Source organism: Pseudomonas sp. B414, from assembly GCF_055408445.1.
Window position 1 is genome coordinate 47,123 of the sequence record NZ_JBUZTQ010000006.1, and the last position, 16,258, is coordinate 63,380.

Below are 16,258 nucleotides of genomic sequence, written 5' to 3' on the forward strand. Positions count from 1 at the left end.
ATGGCGCGTTTCTTTATTGATCGACCGATTTTCGCGTGGGTGATCGCCATCGTGATCATGCTGGCCGGGGCCATGTCGATTACCCAATTGCCCCTTGAGCAGTACCCGGATATCGCGCCGCCCACGGTGAAAATCGCCGCCACCTACACCGGCGCATCGGCCAAGACGGTGGAGGACTCGGTGACCCAGGTGATCGAGCAGCAGATGACCGGCATCGACAAACTGACCTATATGTCGGCCTCCAGCAGCTCGGCAGGCAGCGCCAGTATCAACCTCACCTTTGAGGCTGGCACTGATCCCGACGTGGCGCAGATGCAGGTGCAGAACAAACTCCAGCAGGTGGAGTCGCGCCTGCCGGCATCGGTGCAAAGTGAAGGCCTGACCGTGACCAAGGGCGGCTCGGACTTCTTGATGATTGCGGCCCTGGCGTCGGATAACCCGAGCGTTACCGGCACCCAGATCGGTGACTATATCTCCAGCACCTTGCTCGACTCGATCAGCCGTATCGACGGCGTGGGCGAGGTCAAGACGCTCGGCTCGGGTTATGCCATGCGCATTTGGCTGGACCCGGCGCTGCTGCAAAAATATTCGCTGATGCCATCGGATGTGACCACCGCCCTGGAGGCGCAAAACACCGAAGTGTCGGCCGGGCAGTTGGGTGCCTTGCCCGCCGTGGCCAGCCAGCAACTCAATGCCACCATCAGTGCGCGCAGCAAACTGCAGACCGCCGAAGAGTTTCGCAATGTGGTGGTCAAGTCCACCAGCACCGGCGCCGTCGTGTTGCTCGGTGATGTGGCCACGGTCGAGCTGGGCAGTGACAGTTATGACGTCAACTCGGCCCTCAACGGCAAGCCGGCAGCGGCCATGGGCGTACAACTGGCCACGGGCGCCAATGCGCTGCAGGTCGGTGAAGCGGTCAAGGCCAAGCTTGCCGAACTGGAGCCTTACTACCCCAGTGAAATGCAGCTCAAGAACGTGATCGCCTACGACACCACGCCCTTTGTCAGCCTGTCCATCGAAGAGGTGGTCAAGTCACTGGGCGAGGCCATCGTGCTGGTGGTGCTGATCATGTTTTTGTTCCTGCAGAATTTTCGCGCCACGCTGATCCCCGCGATTACCGTGCCGGTGGTGTTGCTGGGCACCTTCGGGGTGCTGGCCATATTCGGCTATTCGATCAACACCCTGACCATGTTTGCGATGGTCCTGGCCATCGGTCTGTTGGTGGATGACGCCATTGTGGTGGTGGAAAACGTCGAGCGGGTGATGAGCGAGAAGGGCTTGTCGCCGCTGGAAGCCACGCGCCAATCAATGGATGAGATCACCAGCGCCCTGATCGGCATCGCCCTGGTGCTGAGCGCAGTGTTTATTCCCATGGCGTTTTTCAGCGGTTCAACGGGGATTATCTACCGGCAGTTTTCCGTGACCATTGTCTCGGCCATGGTGCTGTCGGTGCTGGTGGCCATGACCCTGACTCCGGCCTTGTGCGCAACGTTGCTCAAACCGGTTGACGGTAAGGGCCATGGCCCGCAGAGCGGTTTTTTTGGCTGGTTCAACCGTAGTTTCGAGCGCAGTGCCGCGGCTTATGAAAAGCGGGTGGGCGGCATTTTGCGCCGGGGCGGGCGCAGCCTGGTGATCTATGCGCTGGTGGTTGCGGCCATGGCGGTGGGCTACGCCAAGTTGCCCACCTCGTTTTTGCCCGATGAAGATCAGGGCATTCTTATGGCGCAGGTGCAATTGCCGGTAGGCGCCACTGACGATCGCACCCAGGCGGTGCTCAAGCAGTTCGAGAGCTACATGCTTGAGCAACCAGAGGTTGAGGCGATGATCAGTATTTCCGGGCTGGGCATGGGCGGTAACAGCCAGAACTCGGCGCGGGCCTTTATCCGCCTCAAGGACTGGAGCGAACGCAGCGGTGCCGGGCAGGATTCGGCCGCAATCGCCCAGCGTGCCACCCGTGCGCTGTCGAGCATCGGCGATGCCAATGTGTTTGTCATGCAACCGCCTGCCGTGCGCGGACTGGGGCAGAGTTCGGGGTTTGACCTGCAACTCAAGGATCTCGCCGGGCTAGGGCACGAAGCCCTGGTGGCTGCCCGCGAACAGTTTATCCAGTTGGCCAGCCAGGACCCGCGCCTGCAGGGCGTTCGCAGCAACGGCCTGGACGACACGCCGCAACTCAAGGTCAGCATCGATGACCGCAAGGCCGGGGCACTGAGCCTGACCACCAGCGATATCAACGCCACCTTGTCCACGGCCCTGGGCGGTACTTACGTCAATGACTTCCTCAATCAGGGCCGGGTGAAAAAGGTCTATGTGCAGGGCGAGGCGTCGGCGCGCATGCAGGCGGCCGATCTGGATCACTGGTTTGTGCGCAACAGCAACGATGAAATGGTGCCGTTCTCGTCGTTCGCCAGCAGTTCGTGGAGCTACGGCTCGCCGCTGCTGGAACGCTACAACGGTAGTTCCTCACTGGAGGTGGTGGGCGATCCGGCACCGGGGGTGAGTTCCGGGGTGGCGATGGACGCCGTAGAGTCGATCATCAAGCAATTGCCCGAGGGCATCAGCTACGAGTGGACCGGGCAATCGTATCAACTGCGTCTGTCGGGCTCGCAGGCGCCGCTGCTGTACGGGATTTCGGTGCTGTTTGTGTTCCTGTGCCTGGCGGCGCTCTACGAGAGCTGGTCGGTGCCGTTCTCGGTGATGCTGGTGGTACCGCTGGGCGTGGTGGGCGCGGTGCTGGCCACCCGTTTCACCGGCTTGAGCAATGACGTGTACTTCCAGGTGGGGCTGTTGACCACCGTGGGGCTGGCGGCGAAAAACGCAATTCTGATCGTCGAATTCGCCAAGCACCTGCAAGAGCAGGGCAACAGCCTGGTTGACGCCACCCTGATCGCCGTGCGCCAGCGGTTGCGGCCGATTTTGATGACATCCCTGGCCTTCATGTTCGGTGTGCTGCCCCTGGCCCTGAGCACGGGTGCGGGGTCTGCCGGGCGACAGGCCATCGGTACCGGGGTGCTGGGCGGCATGTTCAGCGCCACCGTGCTGGGGATCTTCTTTGTTCCGCTGTTTTTCGTGATGATCCGCCGCCGTTTCAGTCGTGTACCGCAGGCGCATGCATCTACCACCACTGACCGTACAGGTGAAGCATGATGGGTTTTCGTTGGCCATTGCTGGCCGCTTTCGTGCTGCTGGGCGGCTGTATCAATCTGGCGCCTGAATACCAGCGCCCGCAAGCACCGGTGGCCGCACAATGGCTGCCGGGCACCGCTACGCCCAAAGGGCAGGTGGCGGCTGATATTCAGTGGCAGCAGTTTTTCACCGACTCGCGCCTGGCGCAGTTGCAAACCCTGGCACTGGCCAACAACCGCGATCTGCGGGTGGCCAGCCTGAATATCGAAAAGGCCCAGGCGCAATACCGTATCCAGCGGGCGGCGTCGTTTCCGGGAATCGACGCCAGTGTCAGCGGCAGTTCCAGCCGGACCAACAGCAGCACCAGTCACAGCTACAGCGCCGAACTGGGACTGAGTAGCTACGAAGTGGATGTGTTCGGGCGGGTCAAAAACCTTCAGGACGAAGCACTGCAATCGTATCTGGCGCTGACCGAAACCCGGCGCAGTACGCAGATCAGCCTGGTCGCCGAAGTGGGCACCGCGTGGCTGACGTTGGCGGCGGACAACGAACGCCTCAAGCTGGCGCAGGAAACCCTGGCCAGCCAGCAGTCCACCTACGAACTGACCCAGCGCAGCCATGGTTTGGGCGGTTCATCGGGGCTGGCGGTGTCTGAAGCGCAAACCACCGTAGAGTCGGCACGGGTCGATGTGGCCGAGTACGCCAGCCAGGTGCTGCAAGATCAGAATGCCCTGACCCTGCTGGTGGGCAGCGAGATCCCGGACAACCTGCTGCCGGGTGAAAGCCTGGAATCGGCGGCGATGCTGGTGCAAGTGCCCGCCGAGTTGCCGTCAACGTTGTTGCAGCGCCGCCCGGACGTACTCGCCGCCGAGCACACGCTGCAGTCGGCCAATATCGATATCGGCGCGGCGCGAGCGGCGTTTTTCCCCAGCATTACCCTGACTGCCGGTGCCGGTTCGGCCAGCACCAGCCTGTCGAGCCTGTTCAAGGCCGGCAGTGGCGCGTGGAGCTTTGCCCCGAGCATCAGCCTGCCAATCTTCGACGCCGGCAGTAATCGGGCTACGCTGGACTCAGCCAAAAGGGAGCGCGAGATCCAAGTGCAGACTTACCAACTGACCTTGCAGACCGCGTTCAAGGAAGTGGCCGATGCACTGGCGGTACGCAGCACCCTGGACCAGCGCCTGACGGCGCAGCAGGCATTGACCGATGCCAGCCGCAAGAGCTACGAGCTGTCGGATGCGCTGTACCGGGGCGGCTCGCAGAGCTTCCTCGAAGCCCTGGTGTCGCAGCGTTCGCTGTACAGCGCCGAGCAGGACCTGATTACCCTGCGCCTGGCCGAGCAGAGCAACCGGGTGACCTTGTACAAGGTGTTGGGTGGTGGCTGGAACTGAGCGCAGGAATGCAAAAACCTGTAGATACTCTGTTGCAGGTCAAGCCCTATCGTGGGGGCGAGCCTGCTCGCGAACGACCTTCACGAGCAGGCTCGTTCCCACGGCTACAGGTTTTTCACACCCTATGTAACGCTGAGGGCTTTAGCCTTCGGCGCTGCGCGCCAGGCTATCGATAACCTGGGTGAGCACGTCATCGGCGACGGGCACTTCATTGCGACGTATCTGGCGATACTCGCTAGGGGTGCAGCCTGCGTACTGCTTGAACGCGCGGGCGAAGTAGGAGGGGTCTTTGAACCCGACCTCGTAGCCGATGCTGGTAATGGGCATCTGGCTGTTGTCGAGCAGGTCCTTGGCGCTGTCCATGCGCTTGCCCAGTACGTAGTCCATAAAACCCAGCCCGTAGACTTCCTTGAACAGGCGGCTGAAGCGGAAGGTGGTCATGCCGCAGCGCTTGGCCAGGTCTTTCTGGTCGATGCTTTCGCAGTAATGCTGGTCGATGTACTGCAGTACATTGTGCAGCGCGTTGTGTTTCTGGTGGTCGGTGGTCAGGCGGATGCTGTCGGGCAGGGCTGGGCCATGCTCGATCGGCAACGTCTTGTTGCTGTTCCCGGCGGCGTTTCGCAGTTCGCACAACTGCTCCAGGGCGTTCAGGTAACGGTTGATTTCGGTCGCGCTCAGGGGCAGCACCACGTATTCCCATACCCGCGAACGCATGGCCCAGACCGCGAGTTCTTCGGAGTGCTGCACGGTAAACATGGTGATCGGGATGGAGGGTGATTTGAATTTGATCTCCTGCAACAGATTGAGCCCCGACAGGTCGGGGCAGTCAAAATGCATGCAGATCATGTCTGGCACCGGTTCGCGGTGTTTGCTGGCCCAGCCCCGGGGGGTATCCAGCTGGCAGTGGCAGGCCGAGCGGAAGGGCAGTATCAGCTCTTCAGTCGATTGGTTGCGCGTAAGGTCGAACCATAAAAGATGGGGTTTTTTGACAGCTTCGGATTTCATTCACTTAATCCTTTCTTGTGTAATGTGCTGTCTGGTTAAAAGATAGAATCATTATCGTTGCGTGGTTGTAAGTGTGCGGTTAATTGGATCCGATACTGATGTTTTTTTTATTTGGTTAGTGCAAAAAAATCCTGCTGTTCGACAATAATCTCCTAACGGCTCTGGCCGCCTCTGGCTAGCCTTCAAATAGGCGGTGCATTAAGTAATCGCTTTGGGTAAGCCACTCGAATGAGGTGAACAAAATGAACTTGCAAACCATTAAAACTTCCGTCCTGGCTTTCATTAATGATGAAGATGGCCTGACCATTGTCGAGTACGCCGTGGCCGGTGGCCTGGTAACCCTGGGGGCGGTAGCAGCATTTGTCACCCTGGGCGGCAACGTCAAGGACGCCATCACCAGTCTGGGCTGTGCAATCAAGGGTACTACCTGCTGACGCAAGGCTAATGATCACTGGGCCTGGCTCCTGTTAGCTGTGGTGGCTGCCTGGGCGCAGCACCCATGATACGAACCTGTACACAAGTATTGACGTTGCTTTACGGCTGTGAAGATTAAATCCTGCTAAGAAACCCCCGGCTTAGTCTGTTGCGCTATACGTCCCCTCTAGCGCGGCACCCTTAAGCCGGTTTTTTTGCGTGTAAGTTAGTTGTAGTACGGCTTGCATATAATGACAGTTGTCTGCGCCGGTCCTGTTGTTTTTAACTATCTACAGCCCCGGCAATAAAGTCCTAACAGTCAGCAAAAATCTCCTAACCCTCAAATAATGCACTGGCTAAGATTCAATCAAGCAGCGCAAACAGCCCTGCTTCTTGATATCAAACATTGAGTGAGGTGGACGAAATGAGCCTGCAATCAATCAAGACTTCCGTAGTGAAGTTTATCAACGACGAAGACGGCCTGACCATTGTGGAATATGCAGTGGCAGGCGGGCTGATAACCCTGGGCGCTGTCGCCGCATTTATCACCCTGGGCGGCAATGTGAAAACAGCGATCACCAGTCTGGGATGCGCTGTCAAGGGTACAACCTGCTAACACCATGTCTCCTGTTGAGGGTGCAGCCATGAGCGAGGTACAGATTGTTGCTGTTGCGTTGCTATCAGGGCTGCTGGGAGTTGCGGTGGTGAGCGATCTTCGCAATCACCGCATTCCCAACCTTCTGGTTTTGCTGGGGCTGGTGCTGGGAGTGGTTGGCCAGACCTGGGCCGCAGGCTTTATCGGGTTGGGTCATTCACTGCTGGGCATGCTGATCGGTTTCGGGATTTTCCTGCCCATGTACGCGGTAGGCGGCATGGCGGCCGGGGACGTCAAGTTAATGGCCATGGTCGGCGCTTTTCTCACACCCCACGACGCCCTTTGGGCTGCGTTTTTCAGCCTGATCGCCGGCGGTGCATGCGGATTGTTGATTGTGCTGGTGCGTGGCCAAGTCCAGCAAACCCTGGGTCGCTACTGGTTGATGCTCAGAGCCCGGGCCTATTTTTCACCCGCGGCGGATGAAGTGGCCGGCAAACCTTTCCCTTATTCGGTCGCAGTTTTGCTCGGCACCTTGGCCAGTGTCTTTTGGCTGCCCTTGGGCCACTAGTTCAGGAGAACACCATGTACGCCATCAGCAGCAACCGTGTTTCTCTCGACGAACGCGAAGCAGTACAGAAACTGGCTCCACAGCCACGCACAATCCTGGAAACCGGATTGGCAGACAATTTTCTCGGTGATCTGGTGTGCAAGCATTTATATGATGCGGGCGTGCTGGACATGGTGCAGCTGGTAGCGCGACTGGCGCTTACCGGTGCGGTAATGGAAGAAATCCTCACTTTTCTGCGCAAGGACCGCCGCGTCGAAGTCCTTGGCCAGGCAGGGGGTCAGGCCATGCGCTATGGTCTGACCGAGCGCGGCCGCAACAGTGCCCGCGATGCCCTGGCCCGCAGTGGCTATATCGGTGCAGCGCCTTATCCGGTGAGTGCTTACCGCTCGCTGCTCAAGCTACAGACCATTCACCACGGCCGTATCAGCGCCCATGACATGCACCATTGCTTTGGGTCGATGGTGCTGGCGCAAAGCATGCTCGATCAGTTGGGTGTGGCCCTGAACTCCGGCCGCGCCATCATGATTTACGGGCCTGCGGGTACCGGCAAGACCTACGTCAGCAGTCGCTTGATCCGGTTATTTGCCGAGGCAATCTGGGTGCCCCATGCGATTGCGATCAACGAATCAGTCATCGAGATTTTTGACCCTCAAGTGCACCGGCGTCTGGGCGATGACGAGCATCAGAACGTCCTTATGCTCAACGAAGGCATAGACCGTCGCCTGCTGTGTTGCGAACGCCCCATCGTGATCACTGGCGGTGAACTGACAATGGAGCAGCTGGACGTCCGTTATGACCCGTACACCCGTCAGTACCAGGCGCCTTTGCAACTCAAGGCCAGTAACGGCCTGCTGATCATCGACGACCTGGGCCGCCAGCGCATGACCCCGGGCGAATTGTTGAACCGCTGGATTGTGCCCATGGAAGAGAGACGCGACTTCCTCAACCTGGGCGGTGGCCGCCATTGCGAGCTGCCGTTCGACCTGATCCTGGTGTTCTCCACCAACCTCAATCCGCTGGAACTGGCCGACGAAGCGTTTTTGCGACGCATTGGCTACAAGCTGCAATTCGGCTACCTCAAGCCCGGCGAATACGAACGAATCTGGATTCAAGAGACGCAGCGACTGGGCATCCCCTATGACCCGATGTTGCTCAGTTTTGTGCTGCGAGACCTGTATGGCGCCGAAAACATGCCCCTGGTGCCATGTCATCCCCGGGATCTTTTGAATATGGCGTGCGATCGCCAGCGTTATCTGGAGGGGGCGGGGCCACTGACTACTCAGGAACTTGAGTGGGCATGGCGCAACTATTTCGTCCAACTCGATTTTCTTGGGTAAGGAGTGACTGTCATGAACTCGCGCACGCTGACTTTGATTGTCCTGTCCGTGATTCTCGGGCTGGGCGCCACATGGATGGCCAACAACTGGCTCACGGCACGGCTCAACACCAGCCCTGACGATAATCAGCAAAACGTGGTGATCGCCACGGTGGAAATCGCTTTCGGGCAGATGATCGAGCCTCAGCAGGTGACCGTGGTGCGCATGCCCAAGGACGCAGCCCCCGAAGACGCCTTCGATGCCACTGAAAAAGTGGTCGGCAAGATCGCCACCTTCTCCATGCTGCGCGGCGACATCCTGCGCGGTGCAAGGGTTGCCGAGCACATGGGCGGCAGCACCCTGGCCTCGCTGATCGAACCGAGCAAACGCGCCATCTCGGTGCGGGTGGATGATGTGGTCGGCGTCGGCGGCTTCCTGCTGCCGGGCAATCGGGTCGACGTGCTGGCCACCCGGCAGGTCGGCAGCGAGGGTAACGCCGAGTCCAAAACCATCCTTGAAGATCTGCGCGTACTGGCAGTCGATCAGACCGCCAGCACTGACAAGACCCAACCGGTGGTGGTGCGTGCCGTCACCCTGGAGATGACCCCGTCTCAAGCCGAAGTGCTGGTCAAGGGCATGACCGCCGGCAAGGTGCAACTGGCCTTGCGCAACCCGCTGGATAACACCAAGACCCCGGTGGTGGCCGAACCCGTGGCAATGGCGGCGCCAGTACTGCCGCCGGTGATGGCCAAACCGATAGTACGTCGCCGCGCACCTGCCAACGACGGTGGCGTGATTGTGATTCGCGGTGTCGCGGCCACAGTAGAAAAAGCGATGTAGAGGGCCGGGTAGCGGCATCGCAACACTTATGAAGGTGGAACATCATGAACGCGCGCATCCAACAGCCCCACACCGCGTTTCCCCAGCAACAGCGCGGCGCCATGCTCGTCCTGGTGGTGATTGCCATGGCCTCGCTCCTGCTGATGGGCGCCCTGGCGCTGGACGGCAGCCATATGCTGCTGAACAAGACTCGCCTGCAAAATGCAGTGGATGCGGCGGCACTGAGCGGGGCCAAGACCCTGAGCATGGTGGTGGGCGCGACCGGCTCTGCCAGCCTGACGCAAACCGCTGCCCTCAATACCCTGAGCCTGAATGCCAATGCCACAGGTAACGAGGAGCTGGGCAAGGCCATCACCGCCAACCCCTCAGGCTTTGCCTCGGTGGAACTGGCAACCAGTGTCTATGGGCCGTTTTCTTTCCCGGGGCCTGCCAATGCGACCTTTGTTCGGGTAACGGTAAACAACTATCCCCTGAGCAGTTTTTTCTGGGGGGTATTCCAGGCCCTGGACAATGGCAACGCCACAAGCAAAGCCGTGGCGGCAGTGGCCACTGCCGGGCCGAGCCCGAGCAGCGGCCCTTGCGACCTGACCCCGCTGCTGGTGTGCGGCGACCCTGCGCAAAACAACCCGGCCGCCGGGATGTTCTGGGGCTTCAAGTTCGGTGATCTGCAGGTATTGAAAACTGCCGCCAACAACGGTTCTGCCATTGGCCCGGGGAATTTCCAGCTGCTGGACTTCGGCGCGGGTGGCAAGACGGTCAGGGAAGGGCTGGCAGGCGGTATTGATCAGTGCAATATCGTCGGTGCCACCGCCCAGACCAAACCGGGCAATACCGTGGGCCCGGCCTCCCAGGGCCTCAATACGCGCTTTAACGAATACAAGGGTGGCCTCAGCGCTTCGGACTATCCGCCGGATCTGGTGGTTACAGTTAACCCCAAGTCGTTTACCTACGCCGGGTCGCCCGCGCCGATTCTGTATGACGGCAATACGGTCACTTCCAGCAGCGGCAACCTGTCCACCACCGGCGGTGCCCTATACGACTACAACAACTGGAAGCAGGATGAGGCTGCCTGTGTGGGTGGCGGCGCCGGTTGCCAGGGCAATGGCGTTTTTGAACGGCGCATCCTGAAGATCGTGATCGGCGATTGCTCAGGCAAAAACGACGGTGCCTCGGCGATTCCGGTACTGGGCTTCGGTTGCTATTTCGTGATGCAGCCAGCCGCCCAGCAGGGTAACGAGGCGCAGATTTTCGGCCAGTTTGTCAGTGTGTGCGAAGGCGACAATGTGCCGGGCCCGGATCCCGCAGCTAACGTCGGGCCACAAATCATCCAGCTGTACAAAACCTATATCGACAACAACCAGACGCCGAGCACCGACTCCTAGGAGGTCTCATGAGACGCTGTGGATTCAAGTCGGCCCGCGCCCAGCGGGGCCTGGCAATGGTCGAGCTGGCCCTGACCCTGCCGTTGCTGGTGTTGCTGATGCTGGCCTTCGCCGAGTTCGGCCGCATGCTGTTCCAGTACAACAGCCTGCAACAGGCCAGTCGTGACGCCGGGCGTTATGTGGCCAGCCAGGCATGGAATGCGACCCTGGGCACGGTGGATTTGAACGCGGCGCTTGTGTCGCAAACCAAGAACGTGGCCGTTTATGGTCTGCCGGCCAACCCCAACGGCTACCCGGCGGCGGCCCCGGGCCTGACTACCGGCAATGTCACGGTGAGTGCGGTGGGCACCAACCATGTGCGGGTCAGCATTGCCTATACCTTTGTTCCGGCGCTCGGCAGCGCCATCCCGGCGTTGTATGGCAGCAGCGTGCCGCTGGGCCTGCTGCTGACTTCAACGGTCGTAATGAGGGCCTTGTGATGAATCGCAAACATATGGGCGGCGTGTATATCGTCGAGTTCGCCATCACGGCTCTGGTGCTGTTCACCTTGCTGTTTGGCGCACTGGAAATGGGCCGGCTGTATTTCACGGTCAATGTGCTGAGCGAGTCGGTGCGTCGTGGCGCGCGGCTGGCAGCGGTGTGCAATATCCAGGACCCGATCATCCTGCGCCGCGCCATGTTCAACACGGCGGGCAATGCCGGCCCGAGCAGCCTGATTGCCAGCCTGACCAGCGCCAATCTGAATCTGATCTATCTGGACGCCAATGGCGCGGTGGTCGCCAGCCCCAATGATCTGGTGGGGGCCACTGGTTTTGCCGCCATTCGTTATGTGCAACTGCAGGTGACCAACTTCAGTTTCAACCTGTTGATCCCGGGATTCAGAGGGGTCTTCATTCTGCCCACGTTCAGGTCGACCGTGCCTCGTGAAAGCCTTGGCCGCCAGCCTGACCCGACGGTTACACCGGGGATTACGCCATGTTAAGTGTCCGAGAAGTGACGGCGGCTGCGTCATCAGACCGCCAGGGAATGCGCCTGCTGATCAGTGGCCGTGACGCCGCGGCCTTGAACCATCTCAAAACCTTGAGCTTGGGCGTACCCCATTTGCAGGTGAGTACGCGGCTGGTGAGCAATGGCCATACCGACCCGCTCTATGGCCTGGAACAGATGCCTGATTTTCTCCTGTTGCGCGTCAGCCATTTATGGCGCGAGGAGCTGGCGGCGCTGTTACAGCACTCGCTCAAGGAGCGTCCGCCGCTGCTGGTGTGCGGGCCGCTGGATGAGCGTGAAGGCATGCGCCTGGCCATGCAGGCCGGGGCCCGCGACTTTTTGCCGGAGCCGGTGTCGGCCGAGGACTTGCAGGCCGCCCTGGACCGCATGCAGATGGAGTTGCATACCGATAATGGGGCCAGAGGCAAGCTGGTGGCGGTAATGAATGCCAAGGGCGGCTCGGGGGCCTCGATGCTGGCCTGCAATCTGGCCCATCAGTTGAGTGTGCAGGGTGGCAGAACCCTGCTGCTGGATCTGGACCTGCAATTCGGCAGTCTGGCCCACAGCCTGGATGTGTTGCCCACCCACAGCCATACCGATGTGCTGCAACAGATAGACACCCTGGACAGTGTGGCGCTGCGCGGTTTTTGCAGCCATTTCAGTCCCAGCCTGCATTTGCTCGGCGGGCGCACCGACGAGCTGTGCCTGTCCCAGGAAATCCGCCTGGAGCAACTGGACAGTTTGCTCAAGCTGGCGCGCAGCACCTATGACTGGGTGGTGGTGGATTTGCCGCGGCATATTGATCACCTCACCGGCATCACCCTGGAACAGTCGGACCGGGTCTATATCGTGCTGCAACAGAGCCTCAGCCATCTGCAGGACGCCAACCGCCTGGTGCGCATTTTGCGTGACGACCTCGGTGTGCAGAGCAATCGCCTGCACGTGGTGGTCAATCGCTATGACAAGGCGTCACCGTTCAAACCCAAAGACATCAGCGATGCGCTGCGTTGCGCAGACCTGCAAAAACTGCCCAACGACTATGCCGTGGTCAGCGAAAGCCAGAACACCGGGGTACCCCTGGAGCTGCATGCTCCCCGTGCCGGTATCACCTTGAGCCTGCGCGAGTTGAGCCAGAGCCTGATCGGCATCGAGGCCACTGAAGCGGGTTTGCTCAAACGTACATTCAACCGTCTGTTTGGAGGATAAGCCATGCTCAGCGACTTTCGTAATCGTCTGCGTCAGCAAGCCGGCAAGCTGGCCTCGGCAGATGTGGTGGCCTTGCCCGTCGAGGGCGCTGACTGCGCCACGGTACTAATGGCCTGGGAAGCCAGTGTGCCGGATGTGGTGTATGAAACCCGCACCAAGCTCAGCACCATGGAGGCCGAATGGCGGGAGAAGATCTACCAGCAATTGCTCAAGGTCATGGACCTGTCCTTGCTCGACACCCTGGAGCTGGCCGACGCCGGGCGCCAGATCCGCGAGATCAGCCTGCGCCTGCTTGACGAGTACTCGGCACCGGTGAGTACCAGCAGCCGCCAGTTGATCATCAAGCAAATTACCGACGAAGTGCTGGGTCTCGGCCCGCTGGAGCCATTGCTGGGTGACAGCAGCGTGTCGGATATTCTGGTCAATGGTTATGACTCGGTGTATGTCGAGCGTTTTGGCAAGTTGCAGAGAACCGATGTGCACTTTCGCGACAATCACCATCTGCTCAATATTATCGACCGCATCGTCTCCAGCCTGGGGCGGCGTATTGATGAGTCCTCACCGCTGGTGGATGCGCGGCTCAAGGATGGTTCGCGGGTCAACGCGATCATCCCGCCGCTGGCCATCGACGGGCCAAGCATGTCGATCCGCCGCTTTGCCGTGGATTTGCTCAATACCCAGAGCCTGGTGCAGATGGGCACCCTGACCCCGGCCATTGCCCTGATGCTCAAGGCCATCGTGCGCGGGCGGCTCAATGTGCTGATCTCCGGTGGTACCGGCAGCGGCAAGACCACCATGCTCAATGTGCTGTCCAGTTTTATTCCGCATAACGAGCGCATCGTCACCATCGAAGACTCCGCCGAACTGCAATTGCAGCAACCCCACGTGGTGCGTCTGGAAACCCGGCCCTCGAATATCGAGGGGCGTGGCGAGGTGGGCCAGCGTGAACTGGTGCGCAACAGCCTGCGGATGCGCCCTGACCGCATTGTGATCGGCGAAGTGCGGGGTGCCGAAGCGCTGGATATGTTGACGGCCATGAACACCGGCCACGACGGTTCACTGACCACTATCCACGCCAACACCGCCCGCGATGCCCTGGGGCGGATCGAGAATATGGTGTCGATGAGCGGCGCCACCTTTCCGATCAAGGCCATGCGTCAGCAAATCGCTTCGGCCATCGGCGTGGTTATCCAGCTGGAGCGTCAGGAGGATGGCACCCGGCGTTTGGTCAGCGTGCAGGAAATCAACGGCATGGAAGGCGACATAATCACCATGACCGAGATATTCGCCTTTGTGCGCAGCGGTATGGGCGAAAAAGGGGAAGTGCTGGGCGAGTTTCGCGCAACCGGCATGGTGCCGGCATTTCGTGATGTGCTGGCCAAACGGGGCATAGAGCTGCCGCTCAGCCTGTTCCGGCCGGAATGGATGGAGGGGCAGTCATGAATCAGGTTCCTGGCGAGTTTATCCTGGCGTTCCTGGGCATGGTGTTCACTGCCATGTTCCTGCTTAGCCAGGGCTTGACGATTCCGGTGTTCGGCGAGGCCAATCAGGTACGCAAGCGTATTCGCGGGCGCCTTAACCTGCTGGAGCGGGCAAGCAATCTGCCCAATATGCAGTCGATTCTGCGCCAGAAATACCTGCGCCGCCTGCCGCCACTCGAGGCCCGCCTTGAGCAATTGCCGATGATGGAAACCCTGGCCCAGATGATCGAGCAGGCCGGGCATGAGTATCGAGCCTATCGCGTGCTGTTGCTGGGGCTGGTGCTGGCCACGGCGGTGGGGTTGGTGCTGTGGTCATTCTTGCAACTGTGGTGGGTGGCGCTGCCGGCTGCGTTTGTGTGTTTCTGGATACCCGTGTGGAAGATTTCCCACGACCGTATCAAGCGTTTCGCCCAGTTCGAAGAGGGCTTGCCCGATGCGCTGGATGCCATGTGCCGGGCCTTGCGCGCAGGGCATCCCTTCAACGAAACCCTGCAACTGGTTGCCGAGGAGCATCACGGACCGGTGGCTTACGAGTTTGGTCTGGCCTTTGCCGATATCAACTATGGTAACGATGTGCGCCGGGCCATGCTTGGCCTGCTGGAGCGGGTGCCGAGCATGACGGTGATGATGCTGGTGACCACGGTGTTGATCCACCGTGAAACCGGCGGCAATCTGACGGAAGTGTTGACCCGTCTGAGCAGCCTGATTCGTGGTCGCTTCCGCTTCCATCGCAAGGTCAAGACCCTCTCGGCCGAAGGGCGGATGTCAGGCTGGATCCTGGTGTCGATGCCCTTTGTCCTGGCCTTGGCCATCTTGATTTCGAGCCCGACCTATATGCCCTTGCTGTTCAAGGAACCCATGGGGCAGAAGCTGATCATGGGGGCTTTTGTGGCCATGATCATCGGGATTTTCTGGATCCGCAAAATCATCCGGATTCAGGTTTGAACGCGGCTCGTCCTGGAGGATATGGACATGAACTATGTACTGGGTCTTATTAATCGGATGGTGGGTGACGAGCAACTGACCCGCATGCTCTTTGCCGCGCTTATCGGCTTGAGTGTGGTGCTGGTGGTGGTAACCATGGCGGTGCTGGTCAAGGGCCTGCAAAGCCCGGTGCAGCGTCGTTTGATGCTGATCAAGCGCGGTCATGGGGCAGACCACAGGGCGCCGCCGAGCAACCTGCAAATGATGCTGGAGCAGGTCGGTCAGCGTTTCAGCTCCGGCGAGACGGGGCAGGCCTCGGCGACCCGGACCCTGCTGATCCATGCCGGTTATCGCTCGCCGTCGGCGGTGCAGGTGTACTGGGCCGTGCGCCTCTTGCTGCCACTGCTGCTGATGGGCATTACCCTGCTGGCATTACCGTTTATTCCCAATATGTCGTTGCTGCTGGGGGGCGGGATATTGGCCGTAGCGCTGGGTGTGGGCTGGCTGCTACCGGCGGTGTATGTCAGCTCTCGCAAGGAGTCGCGCATGTCGCGGCTGCTGATCGCCTTCCCCGATGCCCTGGACCTGATGGTGGTGTGCGTGGAATCTGGTCTTGCCTTGCCCCAGGCCATTGAGCGGGTGGCCGAGGAAATGGCCGTCAGCCAGCCTGATCTGGCGATGGAGCTGGCGCTGGTCAACGCCGAGGTGCGTGCCGGGGTACCCAGCACCGAAGCGCTCAAACACCTGGCCGAGCGTACCGGCCTGGAAGATATCCGCGGGCTGGTGAGCTTGCTGGCGCAAAGCATCCGTTTTGGTACCAGCGTGGGTACCACCCTGCGAATTTATGCCGAAGAGTTTCGCGACCGGCGTACGCAAATGGCTGAAGAAAAGGCCGCCAAGGTGGGCACCAAGCTGGTGTTTCCGTTGATCTTTTGCCTGTGGCCAAGCTTTTTCCTGGTGGCTATCGGGCCTGCGATCATCAGTGTGTTCAAAGTCTTCGGGAAAATATAAGAAAGAGGTGAG

The 16,258-nt window shown here is 60.1% G+C and carries 15 protein-coding genes; 14 read left to right on the top strand and 1 reads right to left on the bottom strand.

The window, feature by feature from the left end; genetic code table 11:
• Positions 1-3,147, top strand: coding sequence for an efflux RND transporter permease subunit (locus ACZRMH_RS07280; protein WP_464012837.1), 3,147 nt, complete (start codon positions 1-3; stop codon positions 3,145-3,147).
• Positions 3,144-4,517, top strand: a complete 1,374-nt coding sequence (locus ACZRMH_RS07285; protein ID WP_464012838.1) for an efflux transporter outer membrane subunit — start codon at positions 3,144-3,146, stop codon at positions 4,515-4,517. The genes ACZRMH_RS07280 and ACZRMH_RS07285 overlap by 4 nt, the downstream gene beginning before the upstream one ends.
• Positions 4,518-4,658: 141 nt before the next feature.
• On the opposite strand, the gene ACZRMH_RS07290 is transcribed toward ACZRMH_RS07285, so the two are convergent.
• Entirely contained in the window at positions 4,659-5,522 is an 864-nt protein-coding gene (locus ACZRMH_RS07290) for a response regulator transcription factor (protein WP_464012839.1), read from the bottom strand.
• A 242-nt stretch (positions 5,523-5,764) separates the two neighbouring features.
• On the opposite strand from ACZRMH_RS07290, the gene ACZRMH_RS07295 reads away from it, so the two are divergent.
• From ACZRMH_RS07295 to ACZRMH_RS07350, 12 genes are all read left to right on the top strand, one after another.
• Positions 5,765-5,956, top strand: a complete 192-nt coding sequence (locus ACZRMH_RS07295; RefSeq protein WP_464012840.1) for a Flp family type IVb pilin — start codon at positions 5,765-5,767, stop codon at positions 5,954-5,956.
• A 404-nt stretch (positions 5,957-6,360) separates the two neighbouring features.
• On the top strand, positions 6,361-6,552 hold the full coding sequence (locus ACZRMH_RS07300; RefSeq protein WP_464012841.1) for a Flp family type IVb pilin: 192 nt from the start codon (positions 6,361-6,363) through the stop codon (positions 6,550-6,552).
• Positions 6,553-6,580: 28 nt separating this feature from the next.
• Entirely contained in the window at positions 6,581-7,099 is a 519-nt protein-coding gene (locus ACZRMH_RS07305) for an A24 family peptidase (protein ID WP_464012842.1), read from the top strand.
• A gap of 14 nt (positions 7,100-7,113) precedes the next feature.
• Complete coding sequence (locus tag ACZRMH_RS07310; protein ID WP_464012843.1) at positions 7,114-8,436, top strand: AAA family ATPase; 1,323 nt, start codon at positions 7,114-7,116, stop codon at positions 8,434-8,436.
• Positions 8,437-8,448: 12 nt separating this feature from the next.
• Positions 8,449-9,255, top strand: a complete 807-nt coding sequence (gene cpaB, locus ACZRMH_RS07315) for a Flp pilus assembly protein CpaB (RefSeq protein WP_464012844.1) — start codon at positions 8,449-8,451, stop codon at positions 9,253-9,255.
• Positions 9,256-9,296: 41 nt separating this feature from the next.
• Complete coding sequence (locus ACZRMH_RS07320) at positions 9,297-10,637, top strand: TadE/TadG family type IV pilus assembly protein (RefSeq protein WP_464012976.1); 1,341 nt, start codon at positions 9,297-9,299, stop codon at positions 10,635-10,637.
• Between the two features lie 8 nt (positions 10,638-10,645).
• Positions 10,646-11,116 (top strand): TadE/TadG family type IV pilus assembly protein, encoded by a 471-nt coding sequence (locus tag ACZRMH_RS07325; RefSeq protein WP_464012845.1) that lies wholly within the window; start codon positions 10,646-10,648, stop codon positions 11,114-11,116.
• Complete coding sequence (locus ACZRMH_RS07330; protein WP_464012846.1) at positions 11,116-11,619, top strand: TadE/TadG family type IV pilus assembly protein; 504 nt, start codon at positions 11,116-11,118, stop codon at positions 11,617-11,619. The genes ACZRMH_RS07325 and ACZRMH_RS07330 overlap by 1 nt, the downstream gene beginning before the upstream one ends.
• Positions 11,613-12,830: an AAA family ATPase gene (locus tag ACZRMH_RS07335; protein WP_464012847.1), complete on the top strand. Its 1,218-nt coding sequence runs from the start codon at positions 11,613-11,615 to the stop codon at positions 12,828-12,830. Before ACZRMH_RS07330 ends, ACZRMH_RS07335 begins: the two co-directional genes overlap by 7 nt.
• A gap of 3 nt (positions 12,831-12,833) precedes the next feature.
• Positions 12,834-14,273, top strand: coding sequence for a CpaF family protein (locus tag ACZRMH_RS07340; protein ID WP_464012848.1), 1,440 nt, complete (start codon positions 12,834-12,836; stop codon positions 14,271-14,273).
• Positions 14,270-15,256, top strand: coding sequence for a type II secretion system F family protein (locus tag ACZRMH_RS07345; protein ID WP_464012849.1), 987 nt, complete (start codon positions 14,270-14,272; stop codon positions 15,254-15,256). Before ACZRMH_RS07340 ends, ACZRMH_RS07345 begins: the two co-directional genes overlap by 4 nt.
• 27 nt (positions 15,257-15,283) lie before the next feature.
• Positions 15,284-16,246 (top strand): type II secretion system F family protein, encoded by a 963-nt coding sequence (locus tag ACZRMH_RS07350; RefSeq protein ID WP_464012850.1) that lies wholly within the window; start codon positions 15,284-15,286, stop codon positions 16,244-16,246.
• The last annotated feature ends 12 nt before the right edge of the window (positions 16,247-16,258 follow it).